At 57.0% G+C, this 17,021-nt stretch carries 12 protein-coding genes; 7 read left to right on the top strand and 5 right to left on the bottom strand.

Annotated elements, in window-relative coordinates:
• The first annotated feature begins 264 nt into the window (after positions 1 to 264).
• Entirely contained in the window at positions 265 to 3,069 is a 2,805-nt protein-coding gene (locus tag JFU11_RS06035) for a winged helix-turn-helix domain-containing protein (protein WP_201060065.1), read from the top strand.
• On the opposite strand, the gene JFU11_RS06030 is transcribed toward JFU11_RS06035, so the two are convergent.
• Positions 3,034 to 4,512, bottom strand: coding sequence for a winged helix-turn-helix domain-containing protein (locus tag JFU11_RS06030; protein WP_201060064.1), 1,479 nt, complete (start codon positions 4,510 to 4,512; stop codon positions 3,034 to 3,036). The two genes, JFU11_RS06035 and JFU11_RS06030, sit on opposite strands and share 36 nt — an antisense overlap.
• 186 nt (positions 4,513 to 4,698) lie before the next feature.
• Entirely contained in the window at positions 4,699 to 5,649 is a 951-nt protein-coding gene (locus JFU11_RS06025; RefSeq protein WP_123721072.1) for a GlxA family transcriptional regulator, read from the bottom strand.
• Positions 5,650 to 5,971: 322 nt separating this feature from the next.
• On the opposite strand from JFU11_RS06025, the gene JFU11_RS06020 reads away from it, so the two are divergent.
• Positions 5,972 to 6,694 carry a pirin family protein gene (locus JFU11_RS06020; protein ID WP_201060063.1) on the top strand — a complete coding sequence of 241 codons (723 nt, stop codon included), beginning with the start codon at positions 5,972 to 5,974 and terminating at the stop codon, positions 6,692 to 6,694.
• 213 nt (positions 6,695 to 6,907) lie between these two features.
• On the opposite strand, the gene JFU11_RS06015 is transcribed toward JFU11_RS06020, so the two are convergent.
• Positions 6,908 to 8,719 carry an ABC transporter ATP-binding protein gene (locus JFU11_RS06015; protein WP_201060062.1) on the bottom strand — a complete coding sequence of 604 codons (1,812 nt, stop codon included), beginning with the start codon at positions 8,717 to 8,719 and terminating at the stop codon, positions 6,908 to 6,910.
• 246 nt (positions 8,720 to 8,965) lie between these two features.
• Between JFU11_RS06015 and JFU11_RS06010 the strand changes: the two genes are divergently transcribed.
• From JFU11_RS06010 to JFU11_RS05990, 5 genes are all read left to right on the top strand, one after another.
• Positions 8,966 to 9,379: a VOC family protein gene (locus JFU11_RS06010; protein WP_201060061.1), complete on the top strand. Its 414-nt coding sequence runs from the start codon at positions 8,966 to 8,968 to the stop codon at positions 9,377 to 9,379.
• Between the two features lie 604 nt (positions 9,380 to 9,983).
• The gene (locus tag JFU11_RS06005; protein WP_201060060.1) at positions 9,984 to 10,712 is read left to right on the top strand and encodes a winged helix-turn-helix domain-containing protein; all 729 of its coding nucleotides are present in this window, start codon (positions 9,984 to 9,986) and stop codon (positions 10,710 to 10,712) included.
• Between the two features lie 11 nt (positions 10,713 to 10,723).
• Positions 10,724 to 11,479, top strand: a complete 756-nt coding sequence (locus tag JFU11_RS06000) for an EAL domain-containing protein (protein ID WP_123721067.1) — start codon at positions 10,724 to 10,726, stop codon at positions 11,477 to 11,479.
• 38 nt (positions 11,480 to 11,517) lie between these two features.
• Positions 11,518 to 12,186 carry a winged helix-turn-helix domain-containing protein gene (locus tag JFU11_RS28310; RefSeq protein ID WP_201060059.1) on the top strand — a complete coding sequence of 223 codons (669 nt, stop codon included), beginning with the start codon at positions 11,518 to 11,520 and terminating at the stop codon, positions 12,184 to 12,186.
• A gap of 491 nt (positions 12,187 to 12,677) precedes the next feature.
• Positions 12,678 to 14,072 (top strand): undecaprenyl-phosphate glucose phosphotransferase, encoded by a 1,395-nt coding sequence (locus tag JFU11_RS05990; RefSeq protein ID WP_123721066.1) that lies wholly within the window; start codon positions 12,678 to 12,680, stop codon positions 14,070 to 14,072.
• Positions 14,073 to 14,571: 499 nt separating this feature from the next.
• Here the strand turns inward: JFU11_RS05990 and JFU11_RS05985 are convergent, their stop codons facing one another.
• The gene (locus JFU11_RS05985; protein WP_123721065.1) at positions 14,572 to 14,931 is read right to left on the bottom strand and encodes a VanZ family protein; all 360 of its coding nucleotides are present in this window, start codon (positions 14,929 to 14,931) and stop codon (positions 14,572 to 14,574) included.
• The gene (locus JFU11_RS05980) at positions 14,928 to 17,018 is read right to left on the bottom strand and encodes a YjbH domain-containing protein (RefSeq protein ID WP_201121262.1); all 2,091 of its coding nucleotides are present in this window, start codon (positions 17,016 to 17,018) and stop codon (positions 14,928 to 14,930) included. Before JFU11_RS05980 ends, JFU11_RS05985 begins: the two co-directional genes overlap by 4 nt.
• Positions 17,019 to 17,021 lie beyond the last annotated feature (3 nt).

The following is a 17,021-nucleotide window of genomic DNA, read 5'->3' as shown; positions in this document are numbered from 1 at the left end:
TTGAACTTGAAGGGATGGATTTTTGAGCGTAGACCGGATACACGACGAGTTAAACGTTGTTAATTTTTAATGATGCGCCAATGGATTCCGCTACGCCTTCAGCGGCATCGCGCCCAATAAATACGGGACCGACCAGGGCTGACTTGAACACAGTGACCGATACGCACTGCCATCAGGTGCTCGACGCTGCGTTGCGCTGCCGAAAAAACCTGAGGAATATGCCCGGATACCGCGTGATAGACGGATGCAAGCAGGAGTGACCCGTTGACCCTTTCTCCCGAACAGGCCATCCATTTTGGCCCTTACCGGATCTACCCCGGACAACGCCTGGTGATGGAGGCCGACCAGCCCTTGCGCCTGAGTCGGCGGGCCATGGACATTCTGTTGATCCTGCTGGAACACGCCGGGCATGTGGTGAGCAAGCAGCAACTGATCGCCCGGGTCTGGCCCAAAAGCGTGGTGGAAGACATCAACCTGCGGGTGCACATGGCGGCGCTGCGCAAAGCCCTCGGTGACGGTCAGGCCGGCCAGCGCTACATCATCACCGTCGCCCAACGCGGGTACAGTTTTGTGGCGCCGTTTTCTGTGACGCAAGTCGAGCAAAGCCCGAAAAGCGTCGAAAATGAACCGAGCCGGCATAACCTGCCGATCCGTCGAACTCGCATGATCGGTCGTCAGGCTCTGGTCGACAGCCTGGTAACCCAACTGGCGCGGCAGCGTTTCATCACCCTCGTGGGCCCCGGCGGAATCGGCAAGACCACGGTGGCACTGCGCGTTGCCGAACAATTGATCGGCCGCTACCGAGACGGCATTCGCCTGCTGGACCTGGCACCGATCAACGACCCTTTGATGATCACCGCGCACCTGGCAGCGCTGCTAAATTTGTCCTTGCACGACGCCGAACCCATGAACGGTCTCGCCACGCTCCTGCGCGAACGGCAGATGCTGCTGGTCATCGACAATTGCGAACACCTGATCGACGCCATTGCTTTACTCAGCGAAAGCATCCTGCGCGCGGCGCCCCAAGTGCATATTCTGGCCACCAGCCGCGAGAGTCTGCGGGCCGAAGGCGAGTTCGTGCAGCGCCTGGAATCGCTGGACTGCCCGCCGCCCATCGCCGTGCTCGACCGCGCCCAGGCCCTGACGTTTTCGGCGCTGCAGTTGTTTGTCGAACGGGCGATGGCCAGCCACGACTGCTTCGAACTGAGCGAAGCCGAACTGCCGCTGGCGATTGAAATCTGCCGGCGTCTGGACGGCATACCGTTGGCCATCGAACTGGCGGCAGCGCAAGTGGGCAGTCTGGGATTGAGTGGGTTGCTGTCGCAACTGCAAGGCAGCTTTCGCCTGCTCACCCAAGGCGGCCAAACGACCTTGGGCCGCCATCAGACTCTGCGCGCGACGCTGGACTGGAGCTTCGAACTGCTCAACGCCTGTGAGCAAACCTGCCTGCGTCGACTGGGTATGTTCCAGGGCGCCTTCACCCTGGAGTCGGCGGCCGCCGTGATTGTCGGTGAACACATTGAACCCGGCGTGGTGTTCGCCTCGATCACCCAATTGGTCGCCAAGTCGTTGCTGAACGTGGAAGTCGGCGACGAAGAGGTGTTCTACCATTTGCTCGACACCACGCGCGGCTATGCACTGGAAAAACTCGCCCAGGCCCACGAGCTGCCGGACACCCGCGAGCGCCACGCCGAACGCTGCCTGGCCTTGATGCAGCAAGCCCAGAACGACTGGGAGCACATCTCCAGCGATCGCTGGACCGAGCGTTATGCCCGCAATCTGGAAGACATCCGTTCTGCACTCGATTGGGGCTTGAACGCTCAAGGGCCCCAGGCCTTGGCCATCCGCCTCGTCGCGACCTCGACGCCGCTCTGGCAGGAACTGTCGCTGCTCAAGGAGCACGGCGTGTATGTGCGCAAAGCGTTGGCATTGCTCGAAGCGACGCATCACCCCTGCCCGCGCTTGCAAATGACCTTGAAACTCGCCCTCGGCAGCTCTTGCTACCACACTCAGGGCGGCAGTACTGAGACCATCGAAGCGTTCGTCAGCGCCAAACATCTGGCCGAACAGTGCGACGATGCGGTGGGTCAGCTCAGAGCCGTCTCGGGGCACATGGCGGTCAACCTCAGTTGCGGCAACTATCAAATGGCCCTGGAACAGAGCCGGCAATTCGACCGACTGGGCCTGCACGGCGATGCGGTATTGTCCCTTAGTACTCACCGCTTGCGGGTCTTGGCTCAGCACTTTGCCGGGGATCAGGCACTGGCGCGGGAGAATGGCGAGCAGGTCATTCAGCGCCTGGCCCAGAGCGGTCACCTCAACCGCTTCACCCACGGCTTTGGCGTGCAGTACGACCAGAGCGTTGCGGCCCTGACGATTCTGGCGCGTATCCTCTGGCTGCAAGGGAACCCGGAAAAAGCCTGGCGAACCGCGCGGCAGGCGCTTGATATTGCGATCCAGATCGATCACGGCACGTCCATCTGCTACACCCTGGCACTGTCCGGTTGCCTGATTGCCCACTACAACGGCGACACCTCGGTCGCTCGCGAACTCCTGAGCCTGCTGCTTGAGCAGGCGAAGAAACACTCGGTGTTGCTGTTCTACACCTGGGCCAAACATTACGCGCAGGTGATCGAGGGCGCCGATGCGCCCACGTCACCGCAAGCGAACACCGGGTTAATCAAGGAAATCATGGTCACGCTGGACAGCCGTTTCATCGATGACGCGTTGCTGGAACGGGCCGAAAACGGCGCGGCGGGCTGGAGCACCGCGGAAATTCTGCGCGCCCGGGCCGACGCCTTGCTGACCGAGGATTGCCCGACCGGGGTCAGTGCGGCTGAGGCAGTGCTGCTCAAGGCGTTAGCCGTGGCAAAAACCCAGGGAGCGCTGGCCTGGGAACTGCGCAGCGCAACATCACTGGCCCTGCTGTGGCAGCGTCAGGGCCACTTCCGGCAAGCCCATGAGCTGCTGGCGCCGATTTACCAGCGTTTCACCGAAGGCTTCGCCACACCGGACCTGATAAAAGTCCGGCGGTTACTCGACGAGTTGCAGCGCGACCTGCCCGACTGATGTCCAGTGGGCCCGGCCGATGTAGCGTTCATAACGCAGTTCGAAGGCGCGCAAGTAACCGCTGTGTTCGAGCTTCTCCAGGGCGTAGGCGCGCGTGGTATTGAGGAAACGGTAGCGGGTCACGCCGCTGCCCTGCTCCACCGACAGCAGCGATTTATTCGCCAGACTCTCCACCACGTTGACCAGGCTTGCGGGCAACAGCATCGCGCCACTGATCACGCCAATCGCCGCGTCCAGGGTGAACGCCATCTTGAACACCGCCAGCCGCTGCAACACGATCTGCTCCAACGGGCTCAGCCGTTCATAGCTCCAGTCCAGTGCGGCTTTGAGATTCTGATGCCGTGGCACGGCGGTACGCCGGCCTTGGCTCAACAGCTGAAAACAGTTGCCGAGTTGCGCTTGCAACCCCACCAGCGCCAGTGCATCGATTTGCGCCGCCGCCAGCTCAATGGCCAGGGGCAAGCCATCCAGCCGCCGACAGATTTCGCGCACCGCCTTGAGATCCTGCTGGCGCAGGGCAAACCCTTGCTGACGAGCTCGGGCGCGGCTGACCAACAGCTGCACCGCCGAATAATCCATGGCCTCGGCCACGCTGTATATCGCTGAGGCCGGCGGCACCGCCAGGGCCGGTATATGCAGCAGCGTTTCTCCCACCGCTCGCAGGGGTTCGCGGCTGGTGGCGAGGATCGACAGCCGTGGCGCCGAGGCCAGCAGATTGTCCACCACTGCCCGACAGCATTCGAGCAGGTGATCGCAATTGTCGAGCACCACCAAGGCATGCCGTTGCTCCAGCGCCCCCCCGCCGACGTCCAGTTCCAGTGTGCGCGACAGATGCTCGACGAGTTGCGCCGGGTCATCGATGGCCGCCAGATCAACCATCCAGACGCCGTCGTGATAGTGCTGCAACAGCAGCTCGGCCACGCGCAACGCCACGGTAGTTTTGCCAATGCCGGCGGGACCAATCAAGGTCATGAGACGTCGAACCGGCAACTGCCGGACCACACTGCCGACGATCGAGTCGCGACCGGTCACCGGGGTGAGCCGCGCAGGCAGGTTGTGCAGAGGCTTGTGTACAGTCTCGACCGGCACCGGCGCGCCTGTCCCATCGCGTTGTACCGGGGCGATGAAGCTGTAGCCGCGCTGGGGAATATTGACGATGTAACGCTGCCCGTTCTGGCCATCGCCAAGTGCCCGGCGCAGGGCGGCGATGTGCACGCGCAGGTTGATTTCCTCGACCACCGAGGTCGGCCAGACGTGGGCAATCAGGGCATCCTTGCTCACCACCGAGCCGGCACGTTCGACCAAAACCTGCAAAATATCCAGGGCTCGTCCGCCCATGCGCAGCGGGCGATCAACCTCCAGGATCAATCGCTGACGCAGGTGAAACGCGTAGGGCCCGAACCGCAGCACCGCATCGCTTTTTATATCTCTGAGGCTGTTCATGCACTTTCATGCGCTGAAAACCTGGCCCGGCTCAAGGTACTGCAAAACCCCTCGCGCCCATCCCATCCAGGTTCCCGCACCTCCATGGCAAAGAGTTCACAGGTATCTTGGCAGGCATGGGTGTCGGTACAACGGCCACGGGAGGAGCGTCACGGCCATCACGGTGCGCGTGACGGACAACGCCCCCTAACTGAACTGTTCGCGGTATTGAGTGGGGGTCAGGCCGAGCTTTTCACTGAACAGAAAACGCATATGCCGCACGCTGCCAAAGCCACTTTTATAGGCCACGGTCTTGAGCGGCAGGTCGCTGGTTTCCAGCAGATTCCTGGCGCAGTCGATGCGCGCGCTTTGCAGAAACTCCATCGGCGTCATGTTCACTTCCCGGGCGAAAACCCGGGCGAAGTGCCGCGCACTCATGTTCACCAGACTGGCCATGCGTTCGATGCTGAATGCTTCATCGAGGTGTTCGAGCACATGATTCTGTACCCGGGTGATCGGCGTTTCATGGGGTGCGACTGCCGCCATCAACGGACTGAACTGCGCCTGCCCGCCCTGGCGCTTCATCACCACCAGCAATACTTTGGCAACGTCCTGGGCGACCTTCTTGCCATGGTCTTCGGCAACTACCGCGAGCGCCAAGTCGATGCCAGCGGTGACACCGCCAGAGGTGATGAGATTGCGGTCCTGCACGAAAATCTGATCAGTCTCGACGGTGGCCTTGGGGAAGCCCTTGATCAGGCGCTCGGTGTAATGCCAGTGAGTGGTCACGCGATAGCCATCCAGCAGCCCGGCATGCCCGAGCACGAACGCGCCGGTGCAGATTGACCCATAACGGTTCGCCCGGGTGACGGCGCCCTGAAGCCAGGCCAGCAACGGTGGATGTTTTTCGTTGTAGGCCCCCGGCCCGCCCGGCACCAGCAACAAGTCATAGCGTTCGTTCGCCTGATCGATGTGCAAATCGGCCTGAACATTCACGCCGTTTGAGGCTCGCAGCGCACCCGGCTCGGTGCCAATGGTCGACAGCTCGTAACGGTCGCCTGGTGCCAGATAACGATTGGCGATGGAAAACACCTCCATGGGACCGGCCATGTCGAGCAGAAGAAAGTCGGGGAACAGCACCATTGCCACGGTTTTCATGGGTTCAAGGTCACTAAAAGAGAACTGTTTAATACCATTGCACCGAACACCAACCCCTTGTGGGAGCGAGCCTGCTCGCGATAGCGGTTTCACATTCACGATGATGGTGACTATAAGACCGCTATCGCGAGCAGGCTCGCTCCCACAAGTATCGCGCCCGGCATTATGGCCAAGTGTAACAATAAGGATACGTGAATCCGCGCAAATAACTGTCAACTTGAAAGAGACAGTATTTCAATTTTCATCTACTTATTGCACCAAACTGTAAACATTAACCTTCTCCTCACTCGGACGAATTCACGTCCTGACAGGAGATTTCATCATGCTGACCCTTCGTAAAGCTTCGGATCGCGGCGCGGCCAATCACGGTTGGCTGAAGTCATTCCATACCTTCTCCTTCGCCAATTATCGCAACCCGCGGGAGCAGGGTTTTTCCGACCTGCTGGTGATCAACGACGACCGCGTGGCGGCCGGCAAAGGTTTCGGTCAGCATCCTCACCGCGACATGGAGATTTTTTCCTATGTGCTCGAAGGTGCTTTGGAACACAAGGACACCTTGGGCACGGGTTCGGTAATCCGCCCCGGTGACGTGCAATTGATGAGCGCTGGCAGCGGCGTGGCTCACAGCGAGTTCAACCATTCGGCGAACAAACCGGTGCACTTTCTGCAAATCTGGATCGTGCCAGAGGTTAGCGGCGCCAAACCGCGTTACCAGCAAGAGCACTTCAGCACGCAGAAAAAACGCGGGCGCTTGCAACTGATCATCTCTCCTGATGGGGCGAACGGTTCGCTGAAAGTTCGGCAGGATGCACGGGTGTATGCCGGCCTGATCGATGGCAAGGAAAGCGCCACGCTGGAACTGGCCGCCGATCGTTACGCCTATGTGCATGTGGCGCGTGGCAGTGTCGAGTTGAACGGCGTGCAGTTGCAGGAAGGTGATGGGGTGCGGGTGCGTGAGGAGCAAGTGCTGACCTTGAGCAACGGCGTGGATGCCGAGGTACTGGTGTTTGATTTGCGGCCGCAAGAGTTGCCGGAAATGCCGTGAAGCCCCACACCTTGTGGCGAGGGGGCTTGCCCCCGTTCGGCTGCGCAGCAGTCGCCCAGCCAGTGAATGCGGTGTGCCTGATTCACTGTGGTGTCAGGGTTCAGGACTGCTTCGCAGCCCAACGGGGGCGAGCCCCCTCGCCACATTAGTCCGTATCACCAGGCACAAAAAACGGCCCGCTGGCTGGCACAATCCCCTGTGGGAATTAAGGCGCTACCGATAACCACGAGCCTGCACGTTGAACAACTGCGCATAACGCCCACCCGCCGCGACCAGGCTGTCGTGATCGCCTCGCTCAAGGATCGCCCCCTGGTCGAGCACGATGATGTGGTCGGCATTGCGCACACTGGAGAAGCGGTGAGAAATCAGCAACGTCATGCGGCCTTCGGTGTGTTGACTGAAATGCTCGAACACCGCCGCTTCCGCCGCCGGGTCCAGGGCCGAGGTTGGCTCATCCAGAATCAAAATATCGGCGTCACGGCGCATGTAAGCGCGAGACAAGGCGATTTTTTGCCATTGTCCACCGGACAGCTCCTGCCCACCGGCAAACCACCGCCCTAATTGCGTGGCGTAACCGCGATCCAGGCGCTCGATAAAGGGAGCGGCCATGCCCTCGGCGGCCGCTTGCTGCCAACGCATTTCATCGTTGAACGCCAACGTATCGCCCACGCCGATGTTCTCGCCCACGGAGAACTGGTAGCGAATGTAATCCTGGAAGATCACGCCGATGCGCCGTCTCAGCACCTCTTCGTCCCAGGACTGCAAATCGCTGCCGTCCAGCAAAATACGGCCCTGATCGGGACGATACAGCCGAGTCAGCAACTTGATCAGCGTGGTTTTGCCTGACCCGTTTTCCCCTACCAGGGCGACACTGCGGCCCGGCAGCAGGTGCAGATCGATGCCCTGCAAAGCGGCGTGGCTCGCCCCCGGATAACGGAAACCGACGTTCTCGAAACGCAAACCATCGCCGGGCACCGCGCCCACGGTAAGGCTTCCGCTATCGGCAATAACCGGTTCGGCCAAGTACTCGTAGAGGCTCGACAGGTAAAGGCCATCCTCGTAGAGACCGCTGATCGCGCTCAAACTGCTGCTCACCGCGGCCTGCCCCTGCTTGAAGAGCACCAGGTACATGGTCATTTGCCCAAGACTGATACTGCCGTGAACGGTATCGACCACGACCCAGGCATAGGCCAGATAAAACGCAGCGGTGCCCAGCAATCCCAGTACAAAACCCCAGCCATCGCGACGCAATGTCAGGCGCCGGTCTTCGGCATAGAGACGCGCAAACGTATCCCGATAACGCTTCAATAGCAGCGGCGCGAAGCCGAACAGCTTCACCTCTTTGATGTAGCCCTCATGGGAGAGCAGCGTTTCGATGTAATTCTGCTGCCGACTCTCCGGCGCCCGGCGCGTGAACAGGCGAAAGGCATCCCCGGAAAAGTGCGCTTCGGCAAAGAACACCGGCAACGCCCCAACGACCAGCAGCACCAGTGCCCACGGCGAAAAATGCACCAGCAAGACACCGAAGCTGATCAACACGATCAGGTTCTGGATCAGCCCCAGCGACTTCATCACCAGCGCCAGCGGCCGGGTCGATGCCTCGCGCCGCACCCGTACCAGCTTGTCGTAGAACTCGGAATTCTCGAACTGCACCAACGATAACGTCTGGGCTTTCTCCAGAATCATCGTGTTGACCTTCTGCCCCAACTGCACCCGCAATAGCGATTGCTGAACCGACAGTGCGCGCTGTGTCCCGGACAGCAACGCGAGCACGCCCGCTTCAAACAGCACATACCGCACAACCGGCCATAACGGCGCACTGCCTTGCTGAGTGTGCAACTGCATGGCGGTGACTACGGCGTCGACAATCCGCTGCCCCAACCAGGCCGCCAGCGCCGGCAACACACCGGCAATCAGGGTCGCCAGTACCAGCCCCAGAAACAGCCCACGGGACGTTCCCCAGACCAGCAACAAGGCACGTCTCGCCTGGTCGAGCAAAGAGGCAAAACGGGTCAGGACAGGCATAGGGTGATGGACTCGGTGGCGGATGTCGGAGGAGCGCGGCAGGTTCTACAGTACGTGGAATGAGCCATCCGCTCTACGGGGACAGGATGCGATAAGGCTGGCCAGGCCCATCGTAAAAACATCTAAAAAAACACCCTCACTCGCTACGTTTTAGCGCTTTGATATGGGGAGTCGATGCCCATCGAGATTCGAGGACGAACCTGAACGTCCAGCCGATGTGCCCTCTCCATAACCGGGAGCAAAAACATGAAAATCAATCCCTACCTGATCTTCAATGGCGACTGCAAGGCCGCTTTCACGTTCTACGCCCAAAGCCTGCCAGGCCAGATAGAAGTAATGATGACCTTCGGCGAAACTCCGGCTCGCGACCATGTTCCAACCGACTGTCATAACCTGATCATTCATACGCGCCTGCTGGTCGCAGACCAGGCAATCATGGGGTCGGACACCACACCTGATCGCCCCACCACCAAAATGAGCGGTTGTTCGGTTTCGTTGAATGTCGACAGTGTGGCGGAGGCTGAACGGGTGTTTGCTGCATTGGCAGAAGGCGGCAGTATTCAAATGCCGCTGGAGGCGACGTTCTGGGCGGCACGTTTCGGGATGCTGGTCGATCGGTTTGGCGTGGCGTGGATGGTTAATTGCGAAAAGGATCAGTGACCGGGTTACACCCGGTTAGTACATAGAATTTACTGGCGCTTTAATATCAACTTTGGGGATTTTTTTCAATAGCCAAACAGAATAACTACACGTCCACAAATTCCACCCCTTGACCTAAATATTACGAATATAATGCAAAAAGTCTCAATTAATATAGCCTCCCTCCCATTCGCCCTAAAAAGAGGCGATCGTTGTACTGATCGCCTCCCCAACGTGCACCTACATCACCCTAGAACACCGTGGAATATCCTTATAAATCAACTCCAATTTTCGCAAAAGCGGACGCCCGCACAGTTCATACGCAAGGCTTCATCAGTTGTGCTTCGTTCTGCAGCGAGATGGGCAATTAGCCATCGCATCTGTATTGCTTATAGAAAAGTCAACCTAAAGAGCCTAGTCCGACTGAAAGGGGCGTACCAACTAAGCCCGATATCACAAATCAAATGGGCTTAAGCCACGGCATTTGCCTATGTCATTGAATCAGCTAAAACTACCGAGGGTGGAGTGACGTGTGTTCACGACGGAAAATGTTATAAAAAGTCAGATAACGTCAGTATTTTGTGTATTAAGATTGCAACGCCAGCACATATGAGTAATTTACACGATGAGTACTGAGAGCAAAACCGAAAATAGCCAGAGGGGTATTCTCGCTATTGGGCGCACTTGGCGCTCGACAGAGAAACTTCGACAATTATTTGTACCCAATCTCACACATGTTTATACATTAGACTATCCAAACCCGCCAAGCCTGGATATCGAAACGCAAACACTCGATACCGTACTGATCGATATTGAAAGCCCCTCCATACTTAATGACTGCCTGGCGCTGATCAAGAAGTTACGTACAAACCCGACAGAACTGTCCATTATCGTTGCAATTAACTATCGTTCTCCGCACACTAAAATTGAATGTTACCTGGCCGGAGCCGATCACTGCATCAATGTACCTAACGATCAGGATGAAAAAGCCAGGTTACTCTCAGAGTTGCTCGAAGCTCCTGAATGGCAGCCCAGTGTCAAGTTGACCCTGGACCAAACTTGCCTGCACTTGTACAACGATGAATACAAACTGGACCTGGCCTATCAGGAAATGAAAGCCCTGGATGCGCTTATTAACGCAGAAGGCAATATCCTACACCATGATAGCATGGCCGAATCCATGGGCTTGAATATAAAACTCTACGACTCACGCGTCCTGGAGAAATCCATAAGCCGGCTTCGAAATAAAATCAAAAAACACTTTGGAATTAACATCATTCACAGTGTTCGTGGTTATGGTTATCGACTGCTTCGAGGGGTCGTCTCAGTCAATCAAACAAACTTTCACTCTTAAAGGACTAGGCAATGGAGCCCAGCAGGCAAGCTATCGTGCACGAAAATTTCGCATTGGTATTTTTCAGGCAATCGATTCTGAAACGAAACGATGAACTGTTCGGCAGCGAAATCTATGCCAAGGCGACCAAACAGGAGACACCTCTGAACAAGGGGTATCAGCAACTGCATTCCGATCATCCACTGGCGACTTATTACGAAGTCCTGACTCGGATCCAATTGAATGCCCTCTCGCAGATTGAGGCCATGCCTTCCCATTCCGCACCGGCGCCAAACAAACTGTTCGTGACCATGAGTCAATCTGCTTTATTGGATAAAGCGCTCATCAAGGAAATGAACGATGCTCAAGCGATACTCAAAAAGCATGAGCAACAGCTAATCCCCAGCATTAACAGCAGTTCGTTCCTGTCGTTCAACCTGAAAGAAAAAAGAACCATTATCAATCATATTCACCTATTAAAAGACAATGGGATCGAGATCGCATTTGATGGCTATGATTTAAGCGACGACAGCACCGAAAAACTGATCAGCCTGGCCCTCTTCGATTACATAAAAGTGGACCTGACCAAATCCAATTTCGACATCATGGTCGAAAACAGCCAGGATTTTTTCAACAGGTCTTACGACTGCCTGAGCGGCATGATCCATGACAGCAAGATCAAATTCGTGGCGGACCGCGTGGAGCACAAAGCACTACACACACTGGCTCGCAGCATGCCCTTCGACTTTTTCCAGGGGAGGTACTACTCACCCACCGAGCTTATTTAAGTTTTGAAAACTTCACCAGACTAGGAAGGAACCTTATTGTGAATACGCCGAATAACAGCTTTCTGATTTTCACCCGAGACCAACTGGCACGACAAGCAATAGAATCGCTTCTCGCACAACGCCTGTATTTATCTTTTGAAATCGAGTCAGGTAAACTCAGCAGCGAACGCATCCGAAAGAGTCGATTCACGCACATCCTGCTCGACCAGGCGGACATATCGCTGAGCGATGTCAGTTTCATTCGTAAAAATCAAAAAGATGCGGAAATCATCCTCATAACGCCTAACTCTGAACCTTCGGAACTCCATCACTTTTCGCACTTCGGTGTTGATGGCTTTCTCAAGAAACCGGTGGCCGACGAGGAGTTCATCTCGGCAGTCAGTCGGGTTAAAGAGTTCCAGGGCAACCCTGATATCTGGTGGTTCAATGCTGACGATCGAACATTGGTCAAAGAAGATATCACTATCCCATTGACCGGTACCGAATCGTTAATGCTCACCCAACTGGTCCTCAGCGATCGACGGGTACTCAGCAAAAACGATCTTATTCTACGCATCGACAAAGACCCGGAACAATATAGCGGCCTTGAAATGTGCCTGAGTCGATTGCAGAAAAAGTTCAAGACGGCAGCCAATGGAGAACGGCTGGTCCGCTCGGTTAGAAACCGTGGCTACTGCCTGGCACAGAGGATAAGAGTCGCTTACTGAGCGAGAATTCGCAAAAATAATAACAATAAACGCGATTCTCCACTCTACTTGATACACCCACACCCACCACCTGCCTCCTCGCACCGCATATCTTGACTGTCGCCATAAACTCTCCCGTGGCGCCCACTTCGCTCCACCCCTCGCCTACCCGACAAACGTTTATCGAATGCTGCAATTATATAGACGATTGAGCGATATCCTCCTAACAAAAGAGCACGACCTTTTATAACAGGCCCTCTGAAAGTATGGCCGTTATAATTCGTCAGACACACACGGAGATTTAGGTACTAGTATAAAAACCTGACACTGAGACAACCGTATCAGCTGACTTGAAAACAACGCCAGGATGGCCAGCCATAAGCCCGCGTTATTCCCTTCTAATAATAAAAACAACTTCTGACTGAACCGCGTTCGCTCAGCCTTTGTGCGTGGCTGCCATTTATTAACCGTCGACTGATACACAACGTGGCGCATGCCCGAGGGACACCGCGATGGTACATAATCGTATTAATCGAAACAGCATATCCAAAGGACTGACTTTCTGGGGGCAATGGATAATTGCCATTACTTCGGTCAACACGCTGTTATTTGCTCTGGCGCTCTATCAGACAGGAGAAATAGAGGCCCATTACCGTGTGCTAGCGGTGCTTACTTTCCTGGGTTCGGTCCCTTCCTACTCCCTGCTGCTGGTTTATCACAAACAGCATGGCTACCTCACCGGCCTGGGTCGACTGCTGCTGGGGTGGCTGCTGACGCTGACCGGACTGACCAGCATCGGCTTTATCAGCAAAACCAGCGAATTGTTCTCCCGGGAGATCATCCTGGTCTGGGCTGTGGCCGGTTATTGCGTACAGGCCTTGCTGTACCTGCCTTTGCACAGTTTTTCCAGGCACTATCATCGGCAATTGCACAGCCAAAACAACACCCTGATTATCGGCACTGACCAACTGGCGGTGAATCTTGCAGACAAGCTGGCCAAAACCGAATATCCGCCGCTGGTCGGCCTGATCAGCTCAAAACCCAACGAGTTGTCTACCAACGTCAATGCCCACAGAATCGTGGGTCAGTTGCAGGAGCTGCGTGAGCTGATCCGGGTGCACGATGTCCGGCGGTTATACATCGCACTGCCCTTGAGTGAAGCCAAACAAGTCGAAGCGCTGTATATCGACCTTCTTGACTCGAATGTCGATGTGGTCTGGGTTCCCGACCTGGGCAGCATGACGTTGCTCAATCACTCCGTCAGTGAACTGGATGGCCAGCCCGCCATCCACCTCAATGAAAGCCCACTGACCAGTTACCCGACAGCGGCGCTGAGCAAGACCCTGCTCGACCGCAGCCTCGCCGCCCTGGCGCTGATCGGCTTCAGTCCGCTGCTTCTGGTGATCGCCGTCGCGGTGAAGATCTCTTCGCCGGGCCCGATTATCTTCAAACAGGAGCGCCATGGCTGGAACGGCAAGATCATCAAGGTCTGGAAGTTCCGCTCCATGCGCCTGCACGACGACCATCAGGTACGCCAGGCCGGTCGTGAAGACCCGCGCATTACTTCGGTCGGCCGTTTCATACGACGCACCTCCATCGATGAACTGCCGCAGTTCTTCAACGTGCTGCAAGGCCATATGGCGCTGGTCGGGCCGCGGCCTCATGCGATCGCCCATAACGACTACTACACCGGCAAGATCCAGGCTTACATGGCCCGCCATCGAATCAAACCGGGCATCACCGGGCTCGCCCAGATCAGCGGCTGCCGTGGCGAAACCGAGACCCTCGACAAGATGCAGAAGCGTGTGGAGATCGACCTCAACTACATCAACAATTGGTCGTTGTGGCTCGACATCAAGATCCTGATCAAGACCCCCTTCACGCTCTTTTCCAAGGACATCTATTAACCGCTGCGACGTTCATCCCTTCTATTCTTCAGCGTATTGCTGACAAGGTTGTAGCCTGGGGTAGTCAGGTTTCTGACTACCCCAAACACCCCCGCCCCACCGCCTCATATCCCATCCCACGTTGATCCCAATTGAACGGTCGACAGAGCAATGCCAGTCAGTACGCAATTTCAGCCGTGACGCACTCCTTGTAGCAGCTGCCGAAGGCTGCGTTCGGCTGCGTAGCAGTCGTGAGTCGTCCGGCTGACGCGGTCTATCCGACGCACCGCAAGTTCTGATTTTGCGACTGCTACGCAGCCGAACGCAGCCTTCGGCAGCTGCTACAGATTTGCGACTTGGCTGACTGACATGAGTGGGGATGGATGCTCAATGCGTCGAGCAGGTCGAGCAAGTCGACCGTACTCGCGCCATCGGCAAGAGAGGTGTTGCTGGAGAGGGATAGAGAGAGGGATCTACGGTTGCAACATACCGACAGACTGCTTGGTATTTCGCGGCTTTTTCAGCGCACCCAGTACCTGGAAATCAATAACCCCATCAACACGCCGACAGTATTTGCCAGCATGTCGTAGGGCGAAGCCGTGCGTAGCGGCATCAAACCTTGCGCGGCCTCGATGAGTACACCGGTGAGCAAACACCCCACGGCGATCCAGCGGAATTTCACATTGGGAAAGGCCAGGCGGCAGCTGCACGCAAAGACCAGAAAGCCGATCCAGTGATGGAGCTTGTCTTCTTCGACGAACAGCTCCGGGATCGGCTGAGAGCGCAAACCCGCGAACAGCAGAATCGCGGTCACAGAGGCAAAGACCAGGCCCCGGAACCAGAACGGCAACTCGACCAAGCCTTTGAGCCACGTGATCATTCGGTAATTTTCTCGAAGTTGTTGTAGAACAGGTCGCTATCACGTCCGTCGGTCATGGTTTGCAGCGAGTAAGCTCGGCTCAGGCGTGCACCGCCATCGCGGGTCAGTGGCGCCCAGACGATGTTGGCCCGACGCATGGTGGAGGTACTCATCAACTCGTCGAACGGGATGGAAACATAGATCCCTTTGTCGAAGCTGCCCTCGCCATACTCCTCCTTCGACGCGCTGGTCAGCGTGACCCAGGCGCCAAACTTCACGCCGTTCTTGAACACCCGCGACAAGTCCACGGTGGTGCCCCAGTCCCGCGCCAGATAACGCCCGACACTGACCGCTGCAAGCATGTCATTGGGCAATTCAGTATAGCTGGTGACATGGCCCGTCACGGTCTTGTAGTCACGCAGGCCGAAGCCCTGATCATAGTCCCGTTGACGCACGAAGTTCAGGTCTGCACCCACCGACCAGCGTTTCCCCGTGGGTCGATACAGCACTTCGCTGCCGACGCCGGCGAACATGGATTCCAGATAGCCGCCGTAGACCATCCCGTACCAATCCCGATCCAGCTGCGCCGCATGGTTGAACTGGAACGTCGGCATCGTCACATCGGAGGTGGTCATGTATTGGCGCAGATCAGTGCGCACTCGCGGCAGCCCGCTCGGCGCATCGTAGGTGAACTTGTCGTAGTTGTTCAGCAGGTTGGCACTGAGCAAGCCGCTCCACCAGGTATTGCGGGTGAAACGGTACTCCGCGTCGGCATCGGCGGTGAACTGATAGAGCAGCCCGTCGGGACCGCCGATGTTCTGTTTGTAGCCCAGACCGAGGCCGTAACTGAACGGCTCCAGCGCCTGGGTGTAGAGCGTGGTTTCCCGGTGCGCAGTCGCTGGATTGACCTCGGTCGTACGGTGCAGATCCTTCAGCGGCTGGTCATTGTTCACGACCGCGCGGAACGTTTCCCGCGGTACGCTGGTTTCCTCGATGGACATGTCATAACGCTGATTCACCAGAGTGAACCAGTCGATGTCCTGATTGACGCTGTTATCGAGAATCCGGCTCGCCCGCCCGACGGCTTTGGACGGATAAAAATAGCGAGACTGCTCGCCATATACCATCAGCTCCGAGCCACGCTGGGTGATGCGTTTCACCTTGTAGCCGGCATTTTGCTGCAGCCGGTTGGAGACATCGGCCCAGTTGACCTGGTCAGCCGGGGTCGACGGCTCCTGCGCCGGCAACGGCTCGGCGGGAGGGTCGTACGTCTTGGTCGGTGCCTTGCGGCTGACAAAGTTGGTGTGCAGGGTGATACCGAACATCGCCGTATTGCCACGCTCCCAACCAGCACTCAGATCGACACTGTCCGCGAGCTTGTAGACCACGCCGATGTTGATCGGCAGGTCTTGCTTGATCGAGTTGTCCAGCGGCTCATTCTTGTAATCGTTGCCCTCGTACTCGAGCTTCAGGCTCAGCGGTGCCCACGGCGTTTGATAGGCAACCCCACCAAACAACGAAGGGTGGCCTCTGAAATACGCGTTGGTATTCACGTCCCCTGCCCTGGCGACAACCGCCGAGCTCTCTGGTCGGTCGTTGAACTTGCTGCCGAAGACCGCCAGCGGGTTGCTGAAATCCCCTCGATTACCCAGATAGCCCCAGGCAATGCCGAGGCTGAAATCCAGGTCGCCATAACGCTTGTTGGCGACGAAATACTCGCTGGAAAACAGCCCGGTACCGCCAATGTCCCGAGCACCGACGGCGACCTGCGGTGCCCAGTGACTTTCTTCCCAAAGCCGCGCCTTGATGTCGATGGCCTTGTCTTTGAAGCTCTGATCGCCGCTCAACTCTTCGGTGCCGTACCTGCGGTTGGTGATCGCAGTGTAACGAAACGAGCCTTCCAGCCAATCAAACGGCTGCAGGGAAAAAGCATAGCGGGTGTAAGGATCTGTACGACTGGCCGTAGCGCTCAACTCTCCCGCGGGGGCCATGCGCGCGGTGGGCGTTTGTAATAGACCGACGCCACCAAAATCACTTTGGGTATAACGCGGTTCACCGTGAACCATTCCGCAGGGCAGGATCAATACAGCAGCAAAACGTAACGTCAACGG

This window comes from Pseudomonas sp. TH37, assembly GCF_016650735.1.
Lineage (GTDB): Bacteria > Pseudomonadota > Gammaproteobacteria > Pseudomonadales > Pseudomonadaceae > Aquipseudomonas > Aquipseudomonas farris.
This window is presented reverse-complemented; position numbering and strand designations above follow the sequence as displayed.

Bases quoted from the DNA above. Each gene is read 5' to 3' on its own strand.
- JFU11_RS06030 (WP_201060064.1), bottom strand. From the start codon at position 4,512: ATGAACAGCCTCAGAGATATAAAAAGCGATGCGGTGCTGCGGTTCGGG.
- JFU11_RS06025 (WP_123721072.1), bottom strand. From the start codon at position 5,649: ATGAAAACCGTGGCAATGGTGCTGTTCCCCGACTTTCTTCTGCTCGAC.
- JFU11_RS06020 (WP_201060063.1), top strand. From the start codon at position 5,972: ATGCTGACCCTTCGTAAAGCTTCGGATCGCGGCGCGGCCAATCACGGT.
- JFU11_RS06015 (WP_201060062.1), bottom strand. From the start codon at position 8,719: ATGCCTGTCCTGACCCGTTTTGCCTCTTTGCTCGACCAGGCGAGACGT.
- JFU11_RS06010 (WP_201060061.1), top strand. From the start codon at position 8,966: ATGAAAATCAATCCCTACCTGATCTTCAATGGCGACTGCAAGGCCGCT.
- JFU11_RS06005 (WP_201060060.1), top strand. From the start codon at position 9,984: ATGAGTACTGAGAGCAAAACCGAAAATAGCCAGAGGGGTATTCTCGCT.
- JFU11_RS06000 (WP_123721067.1), top strand. From the start codon at position 10,724: ATGGAGCCCAGCAGGCAAGCTATCGTGCACGAAAATTTCGCATTGGTA.
- JFU11_RS05990 (WP_123721066.1), top strand. From the start codon at position 12,678: ATGGTACATAATCGTATTAATCGAAACAGCATATCCAAAGGACTGACT.
- JFU11_RS05985 (WP_123721065.1), bottom strand. From the start codon at position 14,931: ATGATCACGTGGCTCAAAGGCTTGGTCGAGTTGCCGTTCTGGTTCCGG.